Below are 25,353 nucleotides of genomic sequence, written 5' to 3'. Positions count from 1 at the left end.
GACACCACCACCAGGGCCCGTACCGAGCGATCGGTACGGGCCCTGGTGCGTATCGTCTTCGGACCCGCGCCCGGTCAGCCGATCGGCTGACCGGTCACCGCGCTGATCAACACCGTGGAGAGGCCCCCGCCCACCACCGCGGCGGCGAGCGCGATGGTGGCCGAGCGCCACGTCGTACCGACCCGACGTAGCAGCGCCGCCACCACCAGACTGCTCACCAGCGCCAGCCCGAAGCGGGGCGAGCCGGCCAGCAGCGACTCCAACGCACGCGACCGGGGCGAGTCGCACCCGCCCCCGCTGATGTCGGTGACGCACCCGGCCGGCGCCTGGCTGTCCAGGGTCAGCAGCCAGATGAAGATCAGCATCGCAGGCACCAGGTAACAGGCGGCGGTGTACAACAGCGGCCGGACGGACCCGCCGGGATCCGGGTCGAGAAGGTCGTCCTCCAGGCGCCGGGCCCAGCCGCCCGTGGCCACGGGCTCGACCCGCCGGCGCACCGAGGCCACCCCGACCTGCGGTTGGTCCACCCGCCGTCGTGGCCCACCACCGCGCGGTACGGGTGCAGCACGCGGTACGGGTGCGCTGCGCGGGCGCGGGGCGGTGTACCCCACCACCGGCGACCGGGGTGCCGACGTCGGCGGATCCATCCAGCGGGGATCGTCATCGGCCAGCCGTGTGCCGGACCAGAACCGGTCGTCCCGGCTCGGCCAACCCTCCGCCGCGGATGACCGGTCGGAGCGGGGCGGTACCGTCCGGTCCCACTGGTCGTCCTCGACCGCGGACCGCTCCCACTGGCCGGTGCGGTCGGACCGTTCCCAACCGCCGATGCTCTCCGCCTGCGCCCACTGCCCACTCAGGTCGGTGCCGTCCGCATCGGCCACCGGCGGCCACGCGTGCACGCCCGAGGCGTCCCACGGGTCCACCGCCGGCGCGTACGGCGGGTCGGGCTCGGGCGTCCGCTCGGAACCGCGATCCCACGGGTCGACCGCCGGGCGCGTCCAGGACTCCTCCGCCGCACGGCGGCTGCGCCGGGTGGGCCGGTCCGCGTCCCGGCGGGGCGCGGGCTCGGTCGGGGCGGGCTCCAGGTCGCCGCCGGACCAGATCACCTGAGGGCGGCCGGCGGGTGCACGGCGGGGACGGCGGTCCGGGACCGCGCCGGAGACCGGCTCCTCCTCCGCCGAGTCGGCGCGTCGGCGGCCGGCGTACCCCTGCCCCTGTGGGCGGTCGAGTGTCCACTCCCGGGTGTGGTCCGAGTCGGGCGCCGCGCCGATCGCCGGTCGCTCCCGCCAGCTCGTCTCGCTGACCAGCCGCCGGGCGCTCGTCGTCTCGCTGGGCCGCCAGCCGGCTCCGGAACTCGGCAGCTCGGGCTCGGCCTCGTCGTCATCCGGGGCGGCGTGGCGGCCACCGCCGTCAGCGTGCCGGACCCCCGACTCCAGTGCCCACCGGGGCAGGTAGGCGTCGACCGGCTCGTCCTGCCCCCGGTCCAGTGCACGCCGGCGGCTGGAGGTGCGATAGCGCCCGTCCTCGTCGTACGGGTCGACCGGAAGGGATGGCATGCGCTCACCCCACGAGGCGGTCGGCTGGCGCTCGCGCGGGCTGCCCTCCCCGCGTCCCCAGTCCCGGTAACTCACGGCCGGAGTGTGACCCTTCTGAACCGAAAGCGTAATCCGCTGTCCAGGTGTAGCCGTTCGCTGGAGATAGTACGGGACGATCGTGTCACAGGCCCGACCGAAATATTCTCCTCCACAGGCTGGGGACCACATATCCGCAGGTCAGCGCAGTATGGTCGGGAATTCCCCAAGCGTTGTCCACAGGCTGTGCACACGCTGCGCACATGCTCGTCCACCGACATCCACAGGTTGTCCCGAGGCTCGTCCACCGGCGTTGTTGAGTCGCTGACCTCGGGGTCCGTATGGTTGGCCTCGACCGCCGGCGCGATGGCCCCCGATCGACCGGCCCGGTCGGACGGAAATGTCGTACCCCGGCGATATTGCTGGGACCGGATCCGGCGCAGTGGAGGGGGACCCGTGTCGGTCACCGACGACATGCGGGCGGAGCCACGCTCCGGCGGCCAGCCGCCTGCGCAGCGCGACGGCCAGTTCGACAAGACCCCGCCCCAGGATGTGGCAGCCGAGCAGTGCGTCCTCGGCGGCATGCTGCTCTCCAAGGACGCCATCGCCGACGTCGTCGAGATCCTGAAGACCAACGACTTCTACCGGCCGGTGCACGCCACCATCTTCGACGTCATCCTGGACATCTACGGCCGGGGTGAGCCGGCCGACTCGATCACCGTGGCCGCGGCCCTCGCCAACTCCGGCGACCTGGTACGCATCGGCGGCGCGCCCTATCTGCACACTCTCATCGCCAGCGTGCCCACCGCCGCGAACGCCGCCTACTACGCGCGGATCGTCAGCGAGCGGGCGGTGCTGCGCCGGCTGGTCGAGGCCGGCACCAAGATCGTGCAGTTGGGTTACGGCACCGCTCAGGGCGGCAGCCGCGACGTCGATGACGTCGTGGACCTCGCCCAGCAGGCCGTCTACGACGTCACCGAACGCCGGGTCAGCGAGGACTTCGCGGTCCTGGCTGACATGTTGCAGCCGACGCTGGACGAGATCGAGGCGGTGGGCGCGCAGGGCGGGATGATGACCGGCGTCCCGACCGGCTTCACGGACCTGGACCGGCTGCTCAACGGCCTGCACGCCGGGCAGCTCATCATCGTGGCCGGAAGGCCTGGTTTGGGCAAGAGCACGGCAAGCATGGACTTTGCTCGACATGCTGCTATCCGCGCCAACCAGGCGGCCGCCATCTTCTCGCTGGAAATGAGCAAGGTCGAGATCGTCATGCGACTGCTCTCCGCCGAGGCGCGGGTGCCGCTGCACGTGCTGCGCAGCGGGCAGCTCTCCGACGACGACTGGACCAAGCTGGCCCGGTGCATGGGCGAGATCAGCGAGGCACCACTCTTCGTCGACGACACGCCGAGCATGAACCTGATGGAGATTCGGGCCAAGGCCCGCCGGCTCAAGCAGCGGCACGACCTCAAGATGATCGTGGTCGACTACCTCCAGCTGATGACCTCGCCGAAGCGCACCGAGAGCCGGCAGCAGGAGGTCGCCGACCTCTCCCGTGGCCTCAAGCTGCTGGCCAAGGAGGTCGAGTGCCCGGTCATCGCGGTCAGCCAGCTGAACCGTGGCCCCGAGCAGCGCACCGACAAGCGCCCCCAGCTGTCCGACCTGCGCGAATCAGGCTCAATTGAGCAGGATGCCGACGTGGTCATCCTGCTGCACCGCGACGACTACTACGACAAGGAGTCGCCGCGCGCGGGCGAGGCGGACTTCATCATTGCCAAGCACCGGAACGGCCCGACCGACACGGTGACCGTCGCGGCCCAGCTGCACCTGTCCCGCTTTGTCGACATGGCCATCGTCTGACCGGCGCGGGCGGCACCGCTCAGCCCAGCAGGGGAAACCAGCCGGCCGACTCGCCCAGCTCCAACCGGTCCCGATCGGTGAGCGGAAGACGCCCGGTGGCCTTCAGCAGGAACTCGTGGTCGTCCCAGGCGGTCGGGCGGACCGCGTCGTCGCTCATCAGGCCGTCCATGGTCGCCACCGCGACCCGTACCGCCAGTGGGCCGGGCGGCGGCGCGCCGGGCAGTTCCGGCGTCAGGTCCAGGTGGTGGACGACGGCTTCGGTGGTCAGGGTGGCGAGGAAGTCCGCCACGCGCAGCACGTGCCCCTGCGTGGTCACGTACCCCGACGGGTCGGCTGCGGCGGCGGCCCGGACCGCCGCCGGGGCGGTCTCTCCCCAGAGTCGGACGATCCCGGACGGCAGGTCGAACGCGGCGGCCGACCGGCGGACCCACCAGGCGTGCCGGGCGTCGTCACCACCGCCGGACGGGAAGCCGCGCCAGTAGCTCACGTCGTCCACGTCGGCCGGGCCATCGGCGGGACTGGCCAGTGCGACCAGGGCCCGCTGGGCGTCGCCGAGCACGTGGAAGAGCAGATCCGCGACGAGCCAGCCCCGGCAGCGGGTGGGTCCTTGCAGGTCCGCGTCGTCCCGGCCGTCGACCACCGCGGTGATCCCGTCGTACGCCTGGGCCAGCGCCTCGGCCTGCCGGATCGCGCTCATGCGATGCAGCCTCGCACGGACCCTGCCGCCCGCCAACCGTTGGCGATGGTGGCGGGCGAGGCGCCCGGGCCGACGCGTGGGTCGGCCCGGGCGGGATGACGGCCTGGGCTCAGCCGAACATCTCGTCGAGGAACCCCTTGCGCTTCTTCTGCCGGTAGTGGCCGTGGTAGCCGTGGTGCTGTTGGCCGCCGTAGGCCGGAGCCGGCGGGTAGCCGTGGGCGGGCGGGGGCGGCGGGGGGACCGCACCGTAACCGGGCTGGTGTTGCGCCGGGGCGTGCGGCGGCGGGTAGCCCCCCGGCTGCTGAGCGGGCTGCGGCGGCGGGCCACCGGCCTGCTGGCGGCTCCAGTTCGCCTCCGCCTCGAAGAGCTTCTCCAACTCGCCGCGGTCCAGGAAGATGCCTCGGCACTCCCCGCACTGGTCGATGACGACGCCGCTGCGCTCGTACTGGCGCATTTCTCCGTGACACTTGGGACAGGTGAGACTCATCATCCGAAGGTACCCGGTCGAGTCACGCGGTCGCCGTAAGCGCTTCGATCACCTCGTCGTCGGACACCTCGTGGAAGTCCTCGTAGTAGACGCTGACCGCGCCGAAATCCTCCGGGCGCTGGGCGCAGACGACCTGGTCGGCCTCGGCGGCCAGGAGCTCGTACGCCTCCTGCGCGCCGACCGGCACCGCGACCACCACCCGGCGTGCCCCGAGTCGGCGGGCGACCTCGACGGCGGCGCGGGCGGTCGCGCCGGTGGCCAGGCCGTCGTCGACGATCACCGCGATCCGTCCGGCGAGGTCCAGCGGCGGGCGGCCGCCCCGGTAGAGCCGCTCCCGGCGCTCCAACTCGGTCTGTTCCCGGTGGTTGACCTCGGCGATGTCGTCGCTGCTGAGCCGGCTGGCCACCGCCTCGTTGAGCACCTGCACACCGCCGGGACCGAGCGCGCCGAAGGCGACCTCCCGAGCCCATGGCATGCCGAGCTTGCGGACCACCAGCACGTCCAGTGGCGCGCCGAGTCGTTCAGCGACGACCCGGGCCACCGGCACGCCGCCGCGGACCAGGCCGAGGACGACGACGTCCGGCTCGCCGATGAGTGCGGTGAGCCGATCGGCGAGCACCTGGCCCGCCTCGGCCCGGTCGCGGTACGTGGTCATGCTTCAGGTGTACGCCCTGTCGCGTCGTTCCGCCCGACAGTTACGCCGAAGTGGCCCGACCGGTCAGCTGGCCGGGCAGCGGGACGGTCAACGTGTCGGTGGTGCGGTGCAGGGCGGGCGCCCAGGTGAGCAGCGCCAGCGGGTACAGCAGGTAGCCGAACCGGGTCGAGGGCATCAGGGCGATCGCGGCGAGCAGCCCGTACCCGCAGATCAGCGCGGTGGCGACGGCGGTGCGGGGCGGGCGGCGGGCGAGTAGGACGGCGATGGCCAGGCCGGCCGCGACCAGTAGCGCGGCGGCGATCAGCCGGCCGGCGGGCAGCGCGGTGGCGATGAGATAGCCGGGGAACGGGGACTGCGCGGGGCTGGTGACCAGGCCGTGCCCGAGCGGGAAGCGCAGCACGTTCTCGGTCAGGGCGTCGCGGTCGACCAGCAGGGCCGGGAGCAGGGCCGCCACGGGCAACCCGATCGCGCCGGCGGCGACCCGGGTGCCGGCCCGCCGGGTCAGCCCCCACACGATCAGGACGAGGGCGACCGGCCAGGCGAACAGCTTCAGCGCGCCAGCGAGCCCCACCGCGAGGCCGGCCCGACCGGGCCGGTCGACGGCGGCGAGCGCGAGGGCGAGCAGGCAGAGCGCGAGTACGGGCAGGTCGTCGCCGCCGGTGGCGAGGGTCAGCGCGCAGATCGGTAGGACGGTGGCGGTCTGCACGCCCCGCAGCAGGGCGGCGTTCCGACCCTCGTCCGCACCGGCGGGTGTGGCCAAGCGTGCGGGGCGGGCGGCGCGCAGGGTCGCCACGGCCAGGGCGAGCGCCAGCGCGGTGCCCACCGCGAACCAGACCCGGGCATCGGTCCACCAGGCGTCGACCAGGCCTCTGGGCAGGCCGAACATCGCCATGCCCGGCTGGTACGGCGTGTAGCCGAGCAGTTGCTCGCCGGGCGGCAGGGCGGCAATCGCGTCGCGTCCGAGGTACGCCGTGCCGTGCTCCAGCAGGCGCGCCCCGGACTGCTCCACGACCAGCACCTCCTCCTGGGCCCGGTCGGTGCGTCCGCTGGACCGCTCGACGCTCTGCCAGAGCAGGGGCAGCAGGGCGGTGCTCGCCCAGGCGAATCCGGTGACCGCCCACCGGGCCGGCAGGCCGAACAACCGGGAGGCCGCGCCGCGCCGGCGAAGCAGGACCTGGACGACCACCGCCAGTGCCGCGACCAGGTAGCCGACGGCGGCGATCGCGCCCCAGGCCCGATGCGGCAACAGCGTCGAGGTGACTGCGGTGATCGCGGCGAAGACGGCCGAGACGGCGTAGAGGCCGAGGTCGAGGGCGAGGCCCCCGGAGGCGGTGTCGAGCGTCCGCCAGCGACGGCGGAGGGCGGTCGGATGGTCGGCGATCACGCGCGCCAGTCTGGCAGACCGCCCCGCTGGTGCCCGGTCAGGCGGGGAGGTGGGGAAGACGGTCGGGCCGGGACCGGCCGTTCTGGCGGCGGTTCTGGGTCAACCGGATCACCGCGCCCGCGTCGTGCAGCGGCGGTGCGAGGGTGCCCGGGCGGCCGCCCGAGCCGCGCTGCAACGCCGCGAGGAGCGTGCCGGCGGGCATCGGCCGGGCGAACAGGTGCCCCTGGCCGGCGGTGCAACCCAGCTCCCAGAGGGCCCGTCGCTGCGGCTCGCTCTCCACCCCCTCGGCCACCACGTCCAGGTTGAGGCTGCGGCCCAGGTCGAGGGTGGAGCGGATGACGGCGGCAGCCTCCGCCGAACTCTCCATCGTCGTCACGAAGCTGCGGTCGATCTTCAGCTCGTGCACCGGGATCCGGGAGAGCAGGGAGAGCGAGGAGTAGCCGGTGCCGAAGTCGTCCAGCGCCAACCGGACGCCCTCGTCGCGCAGCCGGCTCAGCACCCGGTCCACCACGTCGAGCTGGCTGAGCGTCAGCGTCTCGGTCAACTCCAGCACCAGCCGGTCCGGTGGCAGGTCGTGGGCGCGCAGGCGGGCCAGCACCGAGCCGGGGAAGCGCGCGTCGAGCAGGCTGCGCGGGGACACGTTGACCGCGACCGGCACGTCGAAGCCTGCGTCGCGCCAGCCGGCCGCCGCGATCAACGCCTGGTCCAGGATCGCCTCGGCGAAGGCCGGTAGCAGCCCCGAGCGCTCCACCGCCTCCAGGAACCGCAGCGGATCGATCATGCCGTGGTGGGGGTGGTGCCAGCGGGCCAGCGCCTCCGCGCTGGTCACCTCGCCGGTGCCCAGGTCGACGATCGGTTGGAAGTTGACGACGAACTCGTGATCGGCCACCGCCCGTGGCAGCTCACCCCCGAGGGTGAGTCGACCGAGGTCGGCGGTGTCCCGGGTCGAGGCGTACGTGGAGATCCGTTGGCCGGCCCGCTTCGCCTGGTACATCGCCACGTCGGCGCGGCGCAGCAGCTCGGTCATGCCGCCGCTGGCCGGGGCGACGGAGATCCCGCCGCTGGCCTCGACGCTGATCCGCATGCCGCCCAGCTCGAACGGCTCGTGCAACGCCGCGAGCAGCGTCTCCGCCCGGTGCCCGGCGACCGCCGGGGCCGGCAGCCCGCGCAGAAGTACGGCGAACTCGTCGCCGCCGAGACGGGCCACCAGGTCACCGCCCTGCGCGGCGCCCCGCAGCCGTTCGGCCACCTGCACCAGCACCTGGTCGCCGGCGGCGTGCCCGAGCGTGTCGTTGACCTCCTTGAAGTGGTTGAGGTCGATCAGCACCAGCGCGGTCACCCCGTCCGCGTGCCGCCCGCTCAACTGCTCGGTGCCCTCGTCCAGCAGGTGCCGACGGTTTGCCAGGCCGGTCAGCGCGTCGTGCGCGGCCGCGTACGCGTGCTCGTCGGCGGCCCGGGCCAACTCGGCGTACGCCTGGGCGTTGCGGACCGCCGTGCAGAGCGCGGAGGCGAAGGTGCGCAGGGTGTACTGCTCCCGCTCGGAGAGCAGCACCGGGCCGCGGAAGCGCAGTCGCAGCACGCCGACGTCGACCGAACGGTCGTGTCCCTCCAGCGGCGCGGGGACGATGGTGCCCTCGATGTCGGTGGGTGTGCCGGTCGGGCCGTCGAAGGTGATGCCGCCGGTGCCGCCGCGCACGGTCCGCCCGTCGCGCAGCTCGATCTCGACCTCGTCGGCGGAGAACAACTCGGCGGCCTGGGTGACCGCGGTGGTGAGGACGTTGTCCAGGTCCACCACGTTGAGCGCGTCGGTGGTGCGGGCGAGCCGCTGCCACGCCTGCTGCTCGGTGCGGCCCCGGATACGCGCGGAGTAGGCCAGGTGCAGGCTCAACATGAGCGGTGGGACGGCGAGCAGCAATCGCGGGTCCGCCTGGAGGATCAGCAGCGTGCAGAGGGCCACGACGAAGCGCACGCCGAAGCCGGCGAGCCGGAGGTCAAGGTTGTTCAGGAACTGACGGGAGATGCGGGTGCCGGTCGCGAGCGCGATCACCGGGATTGCCAACAGGTCGTCGAGGAGCGCGGCGACCAGGTAGATCGCGCCCAGCAGCGTGACGAGCTCCGCCAGGCCCACCGGTGGCCACTGCCAGTGGACCGTCAGCGCGATGGCGCTCGCTCCACCGGCGACCAGGATGTTCTTGCTGACACCGAACGCCGTCTTGATGACCGCGAGCTTCATGACGGCCGATGCGATGCCGACGCCGGTGCCGGTTGCCAGCACCACCCAGGCGGGTGGGGCCACCGCGAGCCCGATCACGATCGCCGTCTCGATCCAGGTGATGGCGTGCGTGGTCGAGCGGATACGGATCGGCACCTTGACGATCGTCCCGAGGGCTGTCATGAACGTCAGCGCGACGAAGGTCGCCCCGTCGCCCACGGAGTCGGGCGGGTGGGCCAGCACCTCGGCGACGGCGATGAGTGTCGGGCCGATGGCCAGTACGACGACGAGACCGACGAGCAACAGTAGTTGTCGGTCTGTCCTGGTGGTGTTCTCTGAGGTGACCCGACTCATGAAGCTCCTGTCGTCGCCGACAGTTACATGTTGACGACGGGAGCTTACCGCTGAGTGTCACTCTGATGTCAGTGCCAGTCGCTGCCGCGCATTGCACGCTCCCTCCACTCATCCCGGCCCGGGTTCTGTATCCCCGGGGGTCTTCGTGACGAGAGCCTAAAGCGAACTCGATGCCGTTAGCAGTAATAAATGTCGGTATGCGCAACATCAGCCAAGCTGGAGGGTTTTGTGACGGTGTGTCCATGACTCCTGAGCGGAGCGCGGTCGACTTGTTCGCCTCTGCAGCTCGCATGTTGCCAATCGTCGTCGGAGGATGTGCGCGGGGTCTGCCCCGACGGTTCCTCCTCAGTCTGACGAGCAGACTCCCCGGCCTCATCCGGAGTTCGGGCTCAGCGTAGATCCGGTCGGATGAATCTGCGCTCCAGCCCTGATTGCCGCTGGTCCTCCAACTGTGGTGAACGGAGCACGCTTCAAATTCCGGGCATCGCCATTCTCGCGGGCTGAGCGTCCGAACACCATGGATACCGGTCCTGGATACATCGAGGTGCGGCTTGCCGAACTCAAGTTGCAGCCCGAAACGCCGAAGCAACAGAGGGTGCTCGCGGCCCGTCGGTTTCCTGCGACCCGGCGCCCTCAATTGACCGCAATTCTCGGACGTATGTTCGAATTCGGATTGCGGGAGGCGCCGAACCGGCAGCGGAATGATTACCGACCGCAACCCCCTCGGGGTGTCGCTCCTTCCGAGCGCCAACCGGTCGTACCGCACCGATAGGCTCACCGTCGTGACCGAACCCGCGCAGCTCAGCCACGTCGACCGCGCCGGTGCGGCCCGCATGGTCGATGTCTCCGCCAAGCCGGTGACCGGCCGGCTGGCCGTCGCGGCGGGCCGTCTGCGGACCACACCAGAGGTCGTCGACCTGCTGCACCGCGACGGCCTGCCCAAGGGTGACGCGTTGGCGGTCGGCCGGCTGGCCGGGATCATGGGCGCAAAGCGCACCCCGGAGCTGATCCCGCTCTGCCACCCGATCGCCCTGCACGGCGTCACCGTCGACCTGCGGCTCACCGTCGACACCGTGGAGATCACCGCCACCGCCCGCACGGCGGACCGGACGGGGGTGGAGATGGAAGCACTCACCGCGGTCGCGGTCGCCGGTCTCGCCCTGATCGACATGGTCAAGGCGGTCGACCCGGCGGCCTCGGTGGAGGCGGTCCGGGTGCTGCGCAAGGAGGGCGGCAAGACCGGCGAGTGGGTCCGACCGGAGGACCGGCCGTGATCCGGGCCCGGGTGATCGTCGCATCGAACCGGGCCGCGGCCGGCGTCTACGCCGACACCAGCGGTCCACTGCTCGCCGCCGGCCTGCTCGAGCTGGGCTGCCAGGTCGACGAGCCGGTGGTGGTGCCCGACGGCGAGCCGGTCGGCGCGGCCTTGCAGGAGGCCCTCGCCGACGGCATAGATGTGGTGTTGACCAGCGGCGGCACCGGGGTCACCCCGTCGGACCGGACGCCGGACGTGACCCGAGGTCTGCTGGATTACGAGATTCCCGGCATCGCCGAGGCGATCCGCGCGCACAGTCGCGACCGCGTGCCCACCTCGGCGCTGTCCCGAGGGCTGGCCGGGGTGGCCGGCCGGATGCTGGTGGTCAACCTGCCCGGCTCGACCGGCGGCGCCCGGGACGGGCTGGCCGTGCTCGGGCCGATCCTCGCGCACACCGTCGACCAACTTCGCGGCGGAGACCACTGACCGGTCCGCGCCCAGGCCCGGCGGGTGTCGGTCCGCCCCGATAGGCTCGGCCGGTGAGCACGGAAACCGCACCAACCGCGGACTGGGTCGCCGCGCCCCCGCCGGCCGGGTGGGAGGAGGCGCGCTCCCGCGTCTACGCGGTCGGCCTGGCCGCCGCGCTTCCCGCCGTCGCCCGGCCCCTGATCGACGCCGACGGGCTGACCCTGGCCGAGCCGTTGACCGCCCGCACCGACCTTCCCGCCTTCCCCACCTCCAGCGTGGACGGCTGGGCGGTGCGCGGCGCCGGCCCGTGGCGCGTGGTCGGCCGGGTGCTGGCCGGCAACACCCCCGTGCCGCTCAGCGAGGACGGCACCACCGTCGAGATCGCGACCGGCGCCATGGTGCCCGAAGGCGCGACCGCCGTGTTGCGCGTCGAGGAGTCCACCACGACCACCGACGGCCTGGTCAGCGGCACGCCCCGACAAACGCCGGAGTGGCGGCAACTGGGCGAGGAGGCGTACGCCGACGAGGAGCTGCTGCCGGTCGGCACGCCGGTCGATCCGGCGGTGATCGGCCTGGCGGCGTCCTGCGGGCACGACACCCTGCAGGTCCGGCGGGCGCCGCGCGCCGCGCTTCTGGTTTTCGGCGACGAGCTGCTCGCCGCGGGTCCACCCGCGGCCGGCCGGGTCCGGGACGCGCTGGGGCCGGCGGTGCCCGCGTGGCTGCGCCGGTATGGCTGCCAGGTCCGGCCGTCCGACGTGGTCGGCCCCGTGGCCGACACGCTGCCCGCACACGTGGCCGCCCTGCGCGCGGCGCTGGCCAACGCCGACCTGGTCTGCACCACGGGCGGCACGATGCACGGCCCGGTCGACCACCTGCACCCGGCGCTCGAGGCGCTCGGCGCCGACTACGTGGTCAACACGGTCGCCGTCCGGCCCGGCTTCCCGATGCTGCTGGCCCGGCTGGCCGGCGACGACGGGCGGGTCCGGTTCGTCGCCGGGCTGCCCGGCAACCCGCAGTCCGCCATCGTCGCGCTGGTGTCGCTGGTCGCCCCGCTGCTCGCCGGCCTCCAGGGCCGTCCGATGCCGGTCCTGCCGCAGGCCACCTTGGCCGAGGCGGTGCCCGGTCGTGGCGATCACACCCACCTGGCACTGGTCCGGCTGGACCGGGCCGCCGGCACCGCGTCCCCAGTGCGGCACGTCGGCTCGGCGATGCTGCGTGGCCTGGCCGGTGCCGACGGGTTCGCGGTCATCCGGCCGGGCACCGCCGGCGATCCGGGCGACCGGGTGCCGATCGTGCCACTGCCGCTGCTGCCCGGGGAGCGTGCATCGTGACGGCGCCGGCGCTCACCTTCGGCGAGGTCACCGACCAGCCACTGGATCTGGCCGCGCACGAGGCGGCGGTCGCCGACCGGCGGGCCGGCGCCGTCGTCTCCTTCCAGGGCGTGGTCCGCGACCACGACCACGGGCGCCCGGTGGTGAGCCTGGAGTACGAGGGGCACCCGAGTGCCGAGCAGGTGCTACGCGAGGTGGCCGCCGAGATCGCGGCCGAGCCCGACGTCTACGCGGTGGCGGTCTCGCACCGGGTCGGCCCGCTGGCGATCGGCGACGTGGCGCTGGTCGCCGCCGTGAGCACCGCGCACCGCGCGGCGGCCTTCGAGGCCTGCGCCCGTCTGGTGGACGAGGTCAAGGCGCGGCTGCCGATCTGGAAGCGGCAGGTCTTCGGTGACGGCACCGAGGAATGGGTCAACTGCCCCTGACCGCTCAGCGTCGGCCGTTGACCAGCACGGCCCGCGCGAGTCGGTCGCCGTAGAACGCCGGCTCTGCGCCCGGGCGCCAGGGCAGCGCGGCGACCAGCACGATCAGCGCGAGCGCGAGCGAGTTCTCCATCAGTGCGCCGAAGAGACCGTCCTGATAGTGCGACATCTCCGGCAGCTGGTGCTCGTACGGCCAGATCGGGGAGACCAGGAAGAGCAGGTAGAGCCCGATCGCGGCGACGCCGTGCCGGAGCCCGGTCAGCGCCGGGTACCAGATCGGCGGGCGGAGCCCGTTGACCCCGGGCAGGCCCCCGAACGCCAGGCCCTGGCCATTGCGCTGCGTCAACCCCCGGCTCGCCTCCCGGCGGCGTACCGCCGCGTCGGCCAGCACGATGATCGCCGGGATCACCCAGACGAGGTGGTGCGTCCAGGAGATCGGGCTGATCACGTTGGCGGTAAGACCGACCAGCGTGAACGCGGTCAGCTCGTCACCGTCGGCGCGGGAGCTGGCCGCCCGGGACAGGCCCAGCGCCAGGATCAGCACCGAGAAGGCGAGCCAGAGCAGACCGGGGGTCTCGATCGAGTCGTACAGCCGGGCCAGCAGGCCGGCGAGCGACTGGTTGGGCGTCATGTCCGCCGCGCCGACCCGCTCGGTCTGCCAGAGCACGCTGCCGAAGTAGGCCCGCGACTCGTCACCGACGATCGCGAAGGTCCCCACGGTCACACCGATCGTGGTGCCGATCGCGGTGGCCGCCACCCGCCACTGGCGGGTGATCAGCAGGTAGGCGATGAACAGCGCCGGGGTGAGCTTGACCGCGGTGGCCAGGCCGATGCCCGCTCCGGCCCAGGCACCGCCGTAGATGAAGCGCAGCAGGGGGCCGTCGGTCGCCGCGTAGTGGGTGCCCCGGCGGGAGCGCCACCGCAGCCCGATCAGATCGGCCATGATCAGCGCGAACAGCAGGACGTTGACCTGGCCGTAGCCGAGGGTCTCCCGGACCGGCTCGATCGCCACCGCGAGCGGCACCGCCAGGGCCACGGTGAACCACAGCGGCCAGCCCAGCCGGTCCACGATGGGGCGGAGCAGCCCCGCCAGCACCAGCGCCAGCGCGGCGATGCTGGCCAGAGCGTTGACCCTTCCGGCGGCGCCGATCGGCAACTGTGCCATCGGCAGCATGACGAGGCCGGCGAACGGCGGGTAGGTGAAGCCGAGAGTTGTGCCCGGCGCGATGAACTCGTAGAGCTCGTGGCCGCTCGCCCACCACACCACCGCGCCGTGGTAGATCTTCATGTCGAAGAAGTTGTACGGCCGCCCGAACGCACCGATGGCGAGCCATGCGGCGTAGGCGACGGCGGCCACGATGGCACCCCGTACGACTGTCCCGCGATCGACCCCACGCGTCGCGCGTTCGATCGCACGGGTCACGCGTTGAATTTGGGCGAGGCGGTCTGCCCGTCTACCGACAGTCGTCGGCATGGCGTGGCCACCCCCGTACCAAGATCGTCCTACCCGTCCAGGTCCTGCACGGAGCCTAGAACGGCGCCTCACGTCAGTGCCTCCCGCGTTATGCGACCGTGTCCGATCCCACACATGTTTTTGACATTTCCACCGCGTTAACGCCTACCGGGTGGTTCAGGTAATTCGTGGCCTTAGCGGGGGTGGGGGTGAGGCCGGAACGTATCGAGGCAGGTCAGCCCGGAAGTCGACGCGCGGTGGAGGCGGACCGGACGGCGATCCGGGCCTCCCGCCGGGCAGTGCGGACGGCGCGCTGCATGGAACGTCGAGAATGGCCGATGCGATGGCCGGTCCGCCACCGCAGACCCGGCTTGCCCCCGGTGTCGGCCGCGGCGAGCAGCAGGCCGCCGAAGAGGCCCAGGTTCTTCAGGACGTGCACCTGGTTGTTGTTCCGGGCCACCGGGTCGTCGTTGTTCCAGAAGGGATGCCCGGCGATGGTCACCGGCACCAGCGAGCCGGCGAGGACCAGCGCGGCGGGTCGGCTGAACCGCCCGGTGGCCAGCATCAGCCCGGCGCTGACCTGCACCGCGGCGTTGAGCCGGATCAGCGTCTTGGTGTCGGTGGGGAAGTTCGGATGCGCCTTGTGCAGCATCGGCGCGAGCTTGTCGGTCACCGGCCTGGCCGCCACCGCCAGCCGGTCCGGGTTGCGGAAGTTGCGGTACCCGCTGACCACGAAAATGCCGCTCAGCATGGCGCGGGCGAGGGAGCGTACGGGCGTCATGGATCAGTCATACCCCGTCACGGCGTTTGCTACCCCGGCAACCGCCGGATCCGGATCGGTGGCCGTACACATCCGCCACGCCGATTCGAGCGACCATCGCTGATGGACCGTCCGTCACGGGTAACGTCGCGCGGGTGACCACGCTGCGGCTACGACCCGAGGACCCGGCCGACACCGGCCCGGTGCGTCGGGTGCTGGCTGCCGCGTTCGCCCGGCCCGACGTGGCGACGCCGCCGGAGGTGAGCCTGGTCGACGAGCTGCGCGGCACTGACGCCTGGTTGCCGGAGCTGGCCATGGTCGCCGAGTACGGCGGCGAGGTGGTCGGGTACGCGCTGCTCACCCGGGTGCGGGTGCGACCGGAGCGGGGCAGCGACGCGCCCGCTCTGGTGTTCGGCCCGGTGGCGGTCGCTCCGCACCGGCAGCGGCTGGGGCACGGCACGGCGGTGGTGCAGGCCGCTCTGGACGCCGCCACCGAGCTGGGCGAGCGGTTGGTCGTGGTCCTGGGCGATCCCGCCTTCTACCGCCGCTTCGGCTTCGGCCCGGCCAGCGAGCTGGGTGTGAGCAGCCCGTGGGCCGGTCTCGGTGAGCCGTGGCAGGCGCTGTTGCTGCCGCCGTCCACCAGCGAGGAAGGGCCGCCGCCCTGCGGCGAGGTGCTCTTTCCGGTGCCCTGGTCCCGGGTCTGAGCGCGCCGGATCGGCGCGATGCCCGCCGTCAGGCTGGCTGGGTGCGCAGGTACCGGCCGAAGTGCGGAACGGTGAAGGCCACCGTGCCCCGCTCACCGGAGTAGATCAGCCCCTTCTTGATCAGCGCGTCCCGCGCCGGGGAGAGGCTGGCCGGCTTGCGGCCGAGCGCCCGGGCGATCTCCGCGGTGGGCACCGCGGCGTCCATGTCGTCGCGGACCGGGCCGCCGGACTCGCCTTCCACCAGGGACAACGTGGCCATCGCCCGCATGTACTCGCGCTCGGCGGGGGTCGCCCGCTCGAACCGGGAGCCGAAGAAGCCGACCGCCAGCTCGGCCTCCGCCTCGGGCGCGGCGACCCGGACGTCGGCGGCGGTGATCGGCGAGCGCGGAGCATGGTCCCAGGTCGCCTTGCCGTACGCCTGGACGAAGTAGGGGTAGCCGCCGGACTTCTCGTAGAGAAGGTCGAGCGCCTTCTGCTCGTACTCCACATCCTCGCGTTCGGCCGGCGCGCAGAGTGCCTGGTCGGCGGCGATCCGGTCGAGCCGGTCGATGCGCTGGTAGCGGAACAGCCGCTCGGAGTACGACTTCGCGGCGCTGAGCACGGCCGGCAGGTGCGGCAGGCCGGCGCCGACCACGATCAGCGGCGCGCCGAGTTGGGACAGCTCGTGGCAGGCGGCGCAGAGCGCCGACACGTCCTCCGGGCCGAGGTCCTGCATCTCGTCGATGAAGACGGCGATGCCGGTGCCCACGTCGCTGGCCACGGCGGCGGCGTCACTGAGCAGCTCGACCAGGTCGATCTCGATGTCGCCGGAGTCGGCCCGACCGCTCGCCGCGGGTACGTCGATTCCGGGCTGCCACCGATCGCGCAGCTTCGGGGCGCTCCCGCCCCGGCCGGTCGGGGCGGACCGCTGGGCGAACGCCTTGAGGACCCCGAGGAAGGCGTCGATCCGGTCGGGCGCGCGGTGCCGGGGCGCGAGCTCCCGGACCGCCATGTGCAGCGCGGCGGCGACCGGGCGGCGCAGGGACTGATCCGGCCGCGCCTCGATCTTGCCGCTGCCCCAGAGGCGGTTGATCGCCTGCGACCGGAGGGTGTTGAGCAGGACGGTCTTGCCGACACCGCGCAGCCCGGTGAGCATCAGGCTGCGCTCGGGGCGACCTCGGGCGATGCGCTCCAGCACGATGTCGAAGACGTCCAGCTCCCGCCCCCGCCCGGCGAGTTCGGGCGGGCGCTGACCGGCGCCCGGTGCGTACGGGTTGCGGACCGGATCCACGCATCGCACAGTATCGGGCCCTCTAGCTGAGGGGCTAGACATGGATAGATGGGGCTACCGGCGTGTCGGGGGCGTCGACAATAAACTAGGGCTGTCTAGCATCCACGCTAGACAGCCCTAGTTTTGGCTACCGGTTACCGCTTCTTCAGGCAGAGCACGTAGTCGAACAGGTCGATCGAGTTGTCGTGCACGTAGTTCGCGGTGGCCTGCGGCGCGAGCGTCTCGCACCGGTCCCCGTCGCTCGTCGCCGGAATCCGCAGCAGCACCTGGTAGGTGTTGGGGCCGCACGGCACCTTGCGCAACTCCGCGTCGTCCTCGGTGCCGTCGTTGACCACGCAGTCGCCCTTGGCGAACTCGTCCTCGCTCGGGCTCGGCGCGGCCGGGGACGGCACATCGCTGGGCTCGACGGGCGGAACGGCCGGCGCGCTCACTGACGGTGCGGGCGCGGCGTTGCTGTCGGCGTCCACGGCCTTCCAGACCGCCCACCCTGCCAGGCCGAGGCACGGGCAGAGCAGGAGCAGCACCACCAGCGTGATGATCAGGGCGACCTTCCGGCCGGTGTTCCTCGCCGGCGGGGCGGGCGGCATCCCGTACCCGCCGGGCGCCGGCGGGCCCCACGGCGCGCCCGGCTGCCCGGGCGTCGGACCGGCCGGCGGAAACGGACCGGGCGGCGGTGGGTATCCGGACCCAGGGCTGGGCGGTGGGTAACCCGCCCCTGGGCTGGGCGGTGGGTAACCCGGGCCCGAGGTCGGCGGCGGACCCCACAGGGGCGCGGTCGGCGGCTCCGCGTCGGCCGGCGGTTGGCCCCACTGCTGTCGGGTCGGGTCGACCGGTGGCGGGCCGTCGGGGCCGGTCGCCGGGCGCTGGTACGGGTCGTCCGGCTGCCCGGCGTCCGATGGTCCGTAGGTTGTCATGTCATCCCCAGGGTGGGTGGCCTCAGCGCTGCTTGAGGCAGAGGACGAAGTCGAGGGTGTCCAGCTCGCTGTCGAAGAAGTACCAGTTGGTGTAGCCCTCGACCTTGGCGCACTTGGCCTCGGCGTCCCGCTCGCCGCTGGTCGGGCCGTCGATCCGGCGCAGCACCTCGTACGACTTCGGGGCGCAGCCGCTGATCAGCAGCTTGGGCTTGTCGCCGGCCGCGCCATCGTTGCGGACGCACTGGCCGACCTTGACGAACCGCGGGTCGGCCGACGACTCCGGCGCTGCGGCGCTCGGTGCCGGCGCGGCCGGGTCGGCCGCGTCCGCGCCGGGCTCCCCGGCGACGGCCGAGCCGGTCGGCGCGGTCACCGGGGCGGGATCGCCCGACCCCCTGAGGAACCAGAACGCTCCGCCACCGGCAGCCACCAGCAGCAGCACGACGGCCAGCACCGCGATCAGCGGACCTCGACCGCGCCCACCCGGAGCCGGCGCGGGATCCCCGCCGTGCGGGCCGTCGTCGGGCCGGTACGGCTGCCCGCCGCCGTACGCCGGGGGCGCTCCGCTCGGCCGGTACGACCCGCCGCCGTAGGAGCTCTCCGACTCGCCGTAGCGCGTGTCCGACCCGCCACCGTAGGGCGCGGCGAGTCCGCCGCCGTAGGGCGTGTCGCCGTAGGGACCGGGTCGCCCCTGGGGCGCCGACGGGTACGACTGGACCACCGGCGGGTAGGGCTCGTGCGAGGGCGGGTAGGCCTGCTGGGGCGGCCGTCCGGGCGTCTCGTCGGGTCGTTGCTCACGCCACGGTCCCGGGACGCCGCCACCCGGTGGTCCGTAGTTCGTCATGCCGCCCTCCTGCACAAGTGGTGAGAGGCCGGCCACCAATGCGCGACGCCGACTCCGTGGTCACCGTAGCGTGGTCCACCGATGAGCTCACCTTCACCGAGTGCCGCAGCCCTGGCCACCCGTGGCGCCGGCACCGCGCCGACCTTGATCTGGACCGCGTTGATCGTGGTCTACCTGCTCTGGGGTTCCACCTATCTGGGCATCCGGATCGCCGTGGAGACGCTGCCACCGTTGACGTCGGCCGCCCTGCGGTTCGCCGTCGCCGGTGCGGTGCTGGCGGCGGTGCTGCGCCTGCGCCGGGGGCCGGGCGCGCTGCGGGTGGAGCGCCGACAGCTCGGCTCCGCCGCGTTGGTCGGGGTGCTCCTGCTCGCCGGGGGTAACGGTCTGGTGGTGCTCGCCGAGTCCGGGCCACCCGGCGTGGCGGTGCCGTCCGGGATCGCCGCGCTGCTGGTCGCGACCGTGCCGTTGCTCGTGGTGCTGCTGCGTTCCGCCACCGGGGACCGACCCCCGGTCTGGACGTTCGCCGGGGTCACCCTCGGCTTCGTCGGTCTGGTCCTGCTGGTGCTGCCCGCCGGCAGCGCGGACGCGGTGCCGCTGGTCGGGGCGTTGACCGTGGTCGCGGCGGCCACCTCCTGGTCGGTCGGATCGTTCCTGTCCGGCCGGATCCGGATGCCCGCCGACCCGTTCGTCGCCACGGTGTACGAGATGGTGGCCGGCGCGCTGGTGCTGGCCGTCGTCGCCGCCGGGCGGGGCGAGCTGCGCGACTTCCACCCGGCCGAGGTCAGCACCCGGTCCTGGCTGGCGTTGGGCTACCTCATGGTGGCCGGCTCGCTGGTGGCCTTCACCGCGTACGTCTGGCTGCTGCACAACGCGCCGATCTCGCTGGTCTCGACGTACGCCTACGTCAACCCGGCGGTCGCGGTGGCGCTCGGCGCGTTGCTGGTGGCCGAGCCGATCACCCCGCAGGTGCTGCTCGGCGGAGCGGTCATCGTCGCCGGGGTGGCCCTGGTGGTGAGCACGGAACGCCCCCGCCGGCCGAGCGCGGGATCGCGGTCGGGGACCGCGCGCGAGCGCGACCGGCGGTAACCGCCGGCGCATGTCGGCCGCTGCGCTGGTGCCGGTGGCGTTGCTCGGCGTGCTGGTCGGCCTCGCCGTTCCTCGGCTGGCCGGGCCCTTCACCACCCGGCCGGCGCACCTGCCGTCGCCGTCCCGGCCCGGCCGGTGGGTGTGGCTCAGCCCGGCGGTGGCGGGCGTGGTGTTCCTCGGGCTCGCCGTCGCACTCGGTGGCGACCCGGCGCTGCCGGTCTTCCTCGCGGTGGCGTCGTTGGGGCTGGTGCTGGCCGTGGTCGACCTGGCCTGCGTGCGGCTGCCCGACATGCTGGTTCTGGCCACGGCACTGCTCGCACTGGGCGGCCTGTCCGGTGCGGCTCTGCTGGCCGACGACCCGGGGCGGCTGCTCGGCGCGCTGGCCGGCGCGGCGGTCGCCGGCGGGGCGCACGTGCTGCTGGCCCTGCTGCCCGGTTCCCGGTTGGGCTTCGGGGACGTGAAGCTCGCCGCCGACCTCGGCCTGCCGCTCGGTTGGCTGGGTCGGGACACCCTGCTGGCCGGGTTGCTCCTGCCGCACCTGCTGCACGGCGGCGTGGTGCTCGGCCTGCTCGCCGCCCGGCGGGTGCGCCGGGACACCCTGCTGCCACTCGGCCCGGCTCTGCTCGCGGGCGCCTGGCTCGCCGCGCTCCTGGCTGATCCGGCCGGCCGCCGGCCGTCGCTGGTCCCCGCGCAGCTGCCGGTTTCACTCAGGGTGACGCCGTCAGCGGCACTCGCTGGAACTAGCGCTATACCTGTGAGTCATATAAATATGCCTCAGAGGTATAGCGCTCGTTCGACCGGCCGGCCTGACCGCGCCGCGCGGATCGTCGCGGGACGTCGGTTGCCGCGACGGGAGCGGGGACCGTCAGATGAGGCGGAGCTGGCGGTCCTTCGGTCGGCGCGGCTCGGTCTCGCCGAACCGCTCGAACAGCCCCGGGTCGATCGCGCCGAGGAATGGCGACGGCGCACAGTCGCGCTCGACGCCGTGGCGGGTACGGCGGGCGGCGTGCGTGACGTACAGCCGGTCCTGGGCCCGGGTCAGGCCAACGAAGAAGAGCCGCCGCTCCTCGGCGACCGCATCCTCATCGGGTGTCGAGCCCGGCCAGCGCAGCGGCAGCAGCCCGTCCTCGGCGCCGACCAGGAAGACCACTGGGAACTCGAGGCCCTTCGCGGCGTGCAGCGTGAGCAGGGTGACCGCCTCCGCCCGCGGGTCGAGCGCGTCCACCTCCGCGCCGGTGGCCAGCTGGGACAGGAATGTCTCCAGGTCGTCGCCGCAGCGGCGGGCCAGCGGGGTCAGCAGATCCACGGCCGAGCGGACGTCCTCGGGACGTCCTGCGCCGGCACCGTCCAGGGTGGGCACGGCGAAGCGCTCGGCGACCACCTGGCCGGCCAGGCGCACCCGGGCGGCGAGCGAGCCGGCCAGCCCGTCGGCGTGCCGCAGCTCGCGGGCGATGGCCGCCACCCCGGGCCGGTCCCGCAGCCGGTCGTGTGAGCGTTTCTGCACCGGAATGTTGGCCCGGGTCAGGGCGTCCACGATCGGCGCGGCCTGCGCGTCGGTGCGGTACAGCACGGCGATGTCGGAGAACGACAGCGAGGTGGACCGGCCGTCGATCCGACCCGAGTCCAGCGACCGGTGGGACAGCCCGCCGACCAGCTCGTCCACGGTACGAACCACGAAGTCGGCTTCCTCGGCGACGGAGGCCGCGGGGTAGCGACCGACCAGCGGTGCCTCCGGATCGAGCCGGGCCGGATCCAGCCGCCGGCCACGCACCAGCGAGGACGGAGCGATGGCCTGCACGGCGGCGGCCAGGATCGGTGCCGAGGAGCGGTAGTTGCGGTTGAGCCGGACCAGCCGGGCGTCGGTGAAGTCCTGGGAGAAGCGCAGGAAGTAGCCGACGTCGGCACCCCGGAACGAGTAGATCGCCTGGTCCGGGTCGCCGATCGCGCAGAGGTTGCCGTCGGCCGGGCTGAGCAACCGCAGCAGCTCGTACTGCACCGCGTCGACGTCCTGGTACTCGTCGACGAAGATCCACCGCCAGCGGTCCCGGTACCGCCCGACCAGCTCCCGGTCGGCCCGCAGCAGCTCGACCGGCAGGCTCACCAGCTCGTCCAGGTCGACGAGATCCTGCTTACGCAGCAGCGCGGTGTAGCTGGCCTGGTCGTCGCCGGCCTCCGACCGGGCCGCCGCCCGCTCGGCGTCGTCGGCGATCCGGAAGTCCACCGGCAGGCCCGCCGCGTCGGCGTTCTCGCGCAGGATGGTCAGCCCCAGCGCGTGGAAGGTGCCCACGGTGACGTCCTCGGCGACCGGGCCGAGCAGGCCGTCGAGGCGGTGCCGCAGCTCCTCGGCGGCCCGGCGGGTGAAGGTGATGGCCAGGCAGTGCTCGGGAAAGACGTTCAGCTCCGCGCAGAGGTACGCGATCCGGTGCGTCAGTGTCCGGGTCTTGCCCGTGCCCGGGCCGGCCACGATCAGCAGCGGGCCGCCGGGCGCGGACGCGGCGACCCGTTGCATCGCGTCCAACCGGTCCAGCAGGCCGGTGCCGACCTCCTCCATGCCCGCGAGCATCGGCTCGAACGGCTCATGTGGTGACGGCGGCGATGCGATCGGTGGGGCGGGTGGTGGGGCTGTCCTGCGCTTCGGCTCCGCCTTCGCCGCCGCGGGGCGCCTGGCCGCCGCCCGAGCTGCCGACTGCGCGGGTCTCCGCTGCGCCGGCACCGGTACGTCGAACAGCGTCTCCTGCGCCGTGCCGGCGCTGGCGCCCAGCTCCGCCGGGTCGAAGAGGGTGATCACTCCGTACTCGCCGTCGTAGCCCGGCACCCGGCGCACGTCGCCGCGCCGGAGCCGCCCGATGCCCTCCGCGAGCAGCTCGCCGCCGGCCTGCGCGATGTCGGTCAGCGGCGTCGTGGTCAGGATCTCCAGCTCGGGCCCGAGCGCGGCGAGCAGCTCGTTGAGCCGCCCCTCGACCTTCTTCGATCGGGCGCCCACCCTGTTGATCTCGCCGAGGATCTCGGCCAGCGGCACCAGGTGGGTGACCTCCCGCGCATGCGCCGGCCGATGCCCCTCCGCTCGGTCGGCCAGCTCCTCGATGCGGCTGAGGACGCCCACGGTGAGCGGCTTGCCACACTCGGGGCAGCGTCCGTCCGCGGCCCGGGTCCGCTCGGGGGACCAGTTGATCCCGCACAGCCGGTGCCCGTCCGCGTGGTACTTGCCCTCCTCCGGGAAGAACTCGATGGTGCCGGCCAGGCCGTCGCCGGTCCGCAGCGCCTCCCGGACGGCGAAGTAGTCCCGCTCGGCGGTCAGCACGGTCGCCTCCCGGCCCAGCGCCGGCGGGGAGTGCGCGTCCGAGTTGGAGACCAGTTGGTAGCGGTCCAGGCTGCCGACCCGCCAGTTCATCGCCGGATCCGAGGAGAGGCCGGTCTCCACGGCGAAGATGTGCTCGGCCAGGTCGGCGTAGCAGTCGGCGATCGCGTCGAAGCCGGACTTCGAGCCCAGCGCGGAGAACCACGGCGTCCAGATGTGCGCCGGAACCAGATAGCCGTCCGGGCTCGCCTCCAGGGTGATCTCCAGCAGGTCGCGGGAGTCCAGGCCGAGGATCGGCCGGCCGTCGGAGCCGAGGTTGCCGATCCGGCCGAGCGCGGCGTTGAACCGGGCCACCGCGTCCAGGTCGGGTAGGTAGATCAGGTGGTGCACCTTGCGGGTCCGGTCGTCCCGCTTGTAGATGGTGGAGATCTCCACGCTCAGCATGAACCGGACCGGATCCGCCTCCGCCGTGCCGGCGAGTCGGGGCGGCAGCCGGCGGGCGATGTCCCGCTCCGCCTCTGGGTCGAGCCGGTAGAGCCCCGGTTCGGCCGGGCGCAGCGTCTCCCGCAGGTGGTCGTACCAGGCGGGGTGGGTGAAGTCTCCGGTGCCGAGCAGGGCGATGCCCTTGCGCCGGGCCCACCAAGCGAGATTCGGCAGGGTGAGGTCGCGGCTGCACGCGCGCGAGTATTTCGAGTGGATGTGCAGGTCCGCGACGAATGGCGGGAGGCCACCGGGGGGTACGGCGCTGAACGGGGGCACGCCGCATCCTGTCACGCTCGCCGCGCCGGCCGCCCGCCGCCACGCGCGGACGTGACGTCCGCTATGCCGAGCGCAGCTCGACCAGGGTGATCTGCGGTTCGGCCCCGACCCGGACCGGCGGACCCCAGAAACCGGCGCCGTTGGTCACGTAGACCTTGGTGCCGTCGACCTCGCCGAGCCCACTGACCACCGGCTGTTCGAGCCGGACGGCCAGGTTGAACGGCACTATCTGCCCGCCGTGGGTGTGCCCGGACAGTTGCAGGTCGACGCCGTACCGCGCCGCCTCCTTCGCCGCCACCGGTTGGTGCGCGAGCAGGACCACCGGTCGGCTCGGGTCGCGGTCACCGAGCGCGGCGGCGAAGTCCGGCCCGGCGGCGAGGCCGGTGCCCGTGCCCGAGAGGTCGTTCACGCCGGCCAGGTCGAGCACGCCGCCCCGGGCCTGGATCTCCTGCCGCTGGTTCTGCAGCACCCGCAGGCCGAGCCGGTCCACCTCCTGGACCCACTCCTCGACCCCGGAGTAGTACTCGTGGTTGCCGGTGACGAAGAAGCTGCCGTACCGGGAGCGCAGGTCGCGCAGCGGCGCGGCGGCCGACCCCAGTTCGGCGACCGAGCCGTCGACCAGGTCGCCGACGACCGCGACCAGGTCCGCGTCGAGGCGGTTGATCGCGGCGACGATGCGCTCGGTGTGCGCCCGGCCGCGCAGCGGGCCGAGGTGGATGTCGGAGACGGTGGCGATGCGCAGGCCGTCCATGCTGCGCGGGAGCTTGCCGATCGGGATCTGCACCCGGTCCAGCTGCGGCGGGCCGAGCGCGGTGCGTACCCCGTACCCCGTGATGCCGGTGGCGGTGAGGCCGGCGAAGATGGCCGCCCCGCGGGCCAGCAACAGCCGGCGTGCCGGGTCGTGGTCGGGCGCACGAACCGCGCTGGCGGCTGGCGGGTCGGTGGGCCCGGCGGCGCCGACCAGCACCGGCTCGGGTGCGGCGGTGGTGGGCTCGGCGGCGATGACCCGGCGGCGCAGCACCAGCCGGGTGACCAGCATCGGCACTTCCAGCACGGCGAGCAGGACCAGCAGGTAGAACATCACCGCGAGCCATAGGTAGCCCGGCCAGGCGAGCCAGTAGAGCCCGGCCTCCGTGCCGGCGAGGGTGACCGGCACGAGGAGCGCCAACACCAGGGCCGCGATCGCGCCGATCCGCCGCCAGCGGCCCGGTGTGGTGGTGTCCCGGACCAGTCGCTTCCACAGGTAGAGATGGATGAGACCGGTGACCAGTGCCAGGACGGCAACGAACCCCAGAACCGCCAGCATCCGTGCGCCCCCCTCAGCCGCCCGCGAACGGGGGCAGGACGTCGATCGTGGCCCCACTTGGCAGGGGTGCTTGACGATCATGACAGGTGACGCCGTCCACGAGGAAACTCGCCACTCGCAGCACTGCGGCCATTCGGTCGCCGTGCCGTTGGGCCAGCTCGACGGTGAGGTCGTCGAGCGATCGGCCGGCGGCGGTGACCTCTTCGGAGCGGCCGGCGGCGGCGCGCGCGCCGGCGAAGTAGCGGATGGTGAGCGGCGTCGGGTCCACG

The 25,353-nt window shown here is 73.0% G+C and carries 20 protein-coding genes and 1 pseudogene; 7 read left to right on the top strand and 14 right to left on the bottom strand.

Annotated features, from left to right (window positions below; translation table 11 throughout):
* Positions 1 to 74: 74 nt before the first annotated feature.
* Positions 75 to 1,556, bottom strand: a complete 1,482-nt coding sequence (locus BUS84_RS23110; RefSeq protein ID WP_244298700.1) for a hypothetical protein — start codon at positions 1,554 to 1,556, stop codon at positions 75 to 77.
* A 489-nt stretch (positions 1,557 to 2,045) separates the two neighbouring features.
* On the opposite strand from BUS84_RS23110, the gene dnaB reads away from it, so the two are divergent.
* A complete protein-coding gene (gene dnaB / locus BUS84_RS23105; protein WP_425293503.1) occupies positions 2,046 to 3,428 on the top strand; it encodes a replicative DNA helicase in 1,383 nt (460 codons plus the stop codon).
* Between the two features lie 19 nt (positions 3,429 to 3,447).
* Here the strand turns inward: dnaB and BUS84_RS23100 are convergent, their stop codons facing one another.
* The 5 genes from BUS84_RS23100 to BUS84_RS23080 form a co-directional block, all read right to left on the bottom strand.
* Positions 3,448 to 4,125, bottom strand: a complete 678-nt coding sequence (locus BUS84_RS23100) for a maleylpyruvate isomerase N-terminal domain-containing protein (protein ID WP_074315508.1) — start codon at positions 4,123 to 4,125, stop codon at positions 3,448 to 3,450.
* A gap of 109 nt (positions 4,126 to 4,234) precedes the next feature.
* Positions 4,235 to 4,615 (bottom strand): TFIIB-type zinc ribbon-containing protein, encoded by a 381-nt coding sequence (locus tag BUS84_RS23095; protein WP_074315506.1) that lies wholly within the window; start codon positions 4,613 to 4,615, stop codon positions 4,235 to 4,237.
* A gap of 19 nt (positions 4,616 to 4,634) precedes the next feature.
* Positions 4,635 to 5,267, bottom strand: coding sequence for a phosphoribosyltransferase (locus BUS84_RS23090; RefSeq protein WP_074315504.1), 633 nt, complete (start codon positions 5,265 to 5,267; stop codon positions 4,635 to 4,637).
* A gap of 40 nt (positions 5,268 to 5,307) precedes the next feature.
* The gene (locus BUS84_RS23085; protein WP_425293502.1) at positions 5,308 to 6,648 is read right to left on the bottom strand and encodes a glycosyltransferase 87 family protein; all 1,341 of its coding nucleotides are present in this window, start codon (positions 6,646 to 6,648) and stop codon (positions 5,308 to 5,310) included.
* 40 nt (positions 6,649 to 6,688) lie between these two features.
* On the bottom strand, positions 6,689 to 9,217 hold the full coding sequence (locus BUS84_RS23080; protein WP_074315502.1) for a putative bifunctional diguanylate cyclase/phosphodiesterase: 2,529 nt from the start codon (positions 9,215 to 9,217) through the stop codon (positions 6,689 to 6,691).
* Between the two features lie 782 nt (positions 9,218 to 9,999).
* On the opposite strand from BUS84_RS23080, the gene moaC reads away from it, so the two are divergent.
* Genes moaC through BUS84_RS23060 form a run of 4 tightly spaced genes read left to right on the top strand, consistent with a single transcriptional unit; the run spans position 10,000 to position 12,696 of the window.
* Positions 10,000 to 10,491, top strand: a complete 492-nt coding sequence (gene moaC / locus BUS84_RS23075; protein WP_074319035.1) for a cyclic pyranopterin monophosphate synthase MoaC — start codon at positions 10,000 to 10,002, stop codon at positions 10,489 to 10,491.
* Complete coding sequence (locus tag BUS84_RS23070; protein WP_074319036.1) at positions 10,488 to 10,958, top strand: MogA/MoaB family molybdenum cofactor biosynthesis protein; 471 nt, start codon at positions 10,488 to 10,490, stop codon at positions 10,956 to 10,958. The genes moaC and BUS84_RS23070 overlap by 4 nt, the downstream gene beginning before the upstream one ends.
* A 53-nt stretch (positions 10,959 to 11,011) precedes the next feature.
* Positions 11,012 to 12,271: a molybdopterin molybdotransferase MoeA gene (locus BUS84_RS23065; protein WP_074315500.1), complete on the top strand. Its 1,260-nt coding sequence runs from the start codon at positions 11,012 to 11,014 to the stop codon at positions 12,269 to 12,271.
* Positions 12,268 to 12,696: a molybdenum cofactor biosynthesis protein MoaE gene (locus BUS84_RS23060; RefSeq protein ID WP_074315498.1), complete on the top strand. Its 429-nt coding sequence runs from the start codon at positions 12,268 to 12,270 to the stop codon at positions 12,694 to 12,696. The genes BUS84_RS23065 and BUS84_RS23060 overlap by 4 nt, the downstream gene beginning before the upstream one ends.
* A gap of 4 nt (positions 12,697 to 12,700) precedes the next feature.
* Here BUS84_RS23060 and BUS84_RS23055 read toward each other — a convergent pair whose 3' ends face one another.
* Together BUS84_RS23055 and BUS84_RS23050 are read right to left on the bottom strand one after the other, a co-directional pair.
* Positions 12,701 to 14,167, bottom strand: a complete 1,467-nt coding sequence (locus BUS84_RS23055; protein ID WP_074315496.1) for a glycosyltransferase 87 family protein — start codon at positions 14,165 to 14,167, stop codon at positions 12,701 to 12,703.
* Positions 14,168 to 14,381: 214 nt separating this feature from the next.
* Positions 14,382 to 14,927 carry a DoxX family protein gene (locus BUS84_RS23050; protein WP_074315493.1) on the bottom strand — a complete coding sequence of 182 codons (546 nt, stop codon included), beginning with the start codon at positions 14,925 to 14,927 and terminating at the stop codon, positions 14,382 to 14,384.
* A gap of 134 nt (positions 14,928 to 15,061) precedes the next feature.
* On the opposite strand from BUS84_RS23050, the gene BUS84_RS23045 reads away from it, so the two are divergent.
* A complete protein-coding gene (locus BUS84_RS23045) occupies positions 15,062 to 15,610 on the top strand; it encodes a GNAT family N-acetyltransferase (RefSeq protein WP_074315491.1) in 549 nt (182 codons plus the stop codon).
* A 28-nt stretch (positions 15,611 to 15,638) separates the two neighbouring features.
* Here the strand turns inward: BUS84_RS23045 and BUS84_RS23040 are convergent, their stop codons facing one another.
* The 3 genes and pseudogenes from BUS84_RS23040 to BUS84_RS41330 all read right to left on the bottom strand — a co-directional run.
* Complete coding sequence (locus tag BUS84_RS23040) at positions 15,639 to 16,880, bottom strand: ATP-binding protein (RefSeq protein ID WP_074315489.1); 1,242 nt, start codon at positions 16,878 to 16,880, stop codon at positions 15,639 to 15,641.
* Between the two features lie 134 nt (positions 16,881 to 17,014).
* A complete protein-coding gene (locus BUS84_RS40935) occupies positions 17,015 to 17,422 on the bottom strand; it encodes an LppU/SCO3897 family protein (protein ID WP_074319034.1) in 408 nt (135 codons plus the stop codon).
* A gap of 394 nt (positions 17,423 to 17,816) precedes the next feature.
* Positions 17,817 to 18,092: pseudogene (locus BUS84_RS41330) on the bottom strand (LppU/SCO3897 family protein); the annotation flags it as partial.
* Positions 18,093 to 18,716: 624 nt separating this feature from the next.
* Here BUS84_RS41330 and BUS84_RS23025 point away from each other — a divergent pair.
* Positions 18,717 to 19,721, top strand: a complete 1,005-nt coding sequence (locus tag BUS84_RS23025) for an EamA family transporter (RefSeq protein ID WP_208869722.1) — start codon at positions 18,717 to 18,719, stop codon at positions 19,719 to 19,721.
* A gap of 865 nt (positions 19,722 to 20,586) precedes the next feature.
* On the opposite strand, the gene BUS84_RS23015 is transcribed toward BUS84_RS23025, so the two are convergent.
* The 3 genes from BUS84_RS23015 to BUS84_RS23005 form a co-directional block, all read right to left on the bottom strand.
* Positions 20,587 to 23,778 carry a UvrD-helicase domain-containing protein gene (locus BUS84_RS23015; protein ID WP_074315486.1) on the bottom strand — a complete coding sequence of 1,064 codons (3,192 nt, stop codon included), beginning with the start codon at positions 23,776 to 23,778 and terminating at the stop codon, positions 20,587 to 20,589.
* Between the two features lie 61 nt (positions 23,779 to 23,839).
* Complete coding sequence (locus BUS84_RS23010) at positions 23,840 to 25,084, bottom strand: metallophosphoesterase (RefSeq protein ID WP_074315484.1); 1,245 nt, start codon at positions 25,082 to 25,084, stop codon at positions 23,840 to 23,842.
* Between the two features lie 13 nt (positions 25,085 to 25,097).
* On the bottom strand, positions 25,098 to 25,352 hold the full coding sequence (locus tag BUS84_RS23005; RefSeq protein WP_074315481.1) for a MoaD/ThiS family protein: 255 nt from the start codon (positions 25,350 to 25,352) through the stop codon (positions 25,098 to 25,100).
* Between the last annotated feature and the right edge of the window lies 1 nt (position 25,353).

The sequence above is a fragment of the Micromonospora cremea genome, from assembly GCF_900143515.1.
Taxonomy (GTDB): Bacteria; Actinomycetota; Actinomycetes; order Mycobacteriales; family Micromonosporaceae; genus Micromonospora; species Micromonospora cremea.
The sequence above is the reverse complement of the archived record's forward strand: the minus strand, read 5'-3'. Positions and strand labels throughout refer to the sequence as shown.

Coding starts and splice junctions, on each gene's coding strand:
- BUS84_RS23110 (WP_244298700.1), bottom strand. CDS start 1,556: ATGCCATCCCTTCCGGTCGACCCGTACGACGAGGACGGGCGCTATCGC.
- dnaB (WP_425293503.1), top strand. CDS start 2,046: ATGCGGGCGGAGCCACGCTCCGGCGGCCAGCCGCCTGCGCAGCGCGAC.
- BUS84_RS23100 (WP_074315508.1), bottom strand. CDS start 4,125: ATGAGCGCGATCCGGCAGGCCGAGGCGCTGGCCCAGGCGTACGACGGG.
- BUS84_RS23095 (WP_074315506.1), bottom strand. CDS start 4,615: ATGATGAGTCTCACCTGTCCCAAGTGTCACGGAGAAATGCGCCAGTAC.
- BUS84_RS23090 (WP_074315504.1), bottom strand. CDS start 5,267: ATGACCACGTACCGCGACCGGGCCGAGGCGGGCCAGGTGCTCGCCGAT.
- BUS84_RS23080 (WP_074315502.1), bottom strand. CDS start 9,217: ATGAGTCGGGTCACCTCAGAGAACACCACCAGGACAGACCGACAACTA.
- BUS84_RS23055 (WP_074315496.1), bottom strand. CDS start 14,167: ATGCCGACGACTGTCGGTAGACGGGCAGACCGCCTCGCCCAAATTCAA.
- BUS84_RS23050 (WP_074315493.1), bottom strand. CDS start 14,927: ATGACGCCCGTACGCTCCCTCGCCCGCGCCATGCTGAGCGGCATTTTC.
- BUS84_RS23025 (WP_208869722.1), top strand. CDS start 18,717: ATGAGCTCACCTTCACCGAGTGCCGCAGCCCTGGCCACCCGTGGCGCC.
- BUS84_RS23010 (WP_074315484.1), bottom strand. CDS start 25,084: ATGCTGGCGGTTCTGGGGTTCGTTGCCGTCCTGGCACTGGTCACCGGT.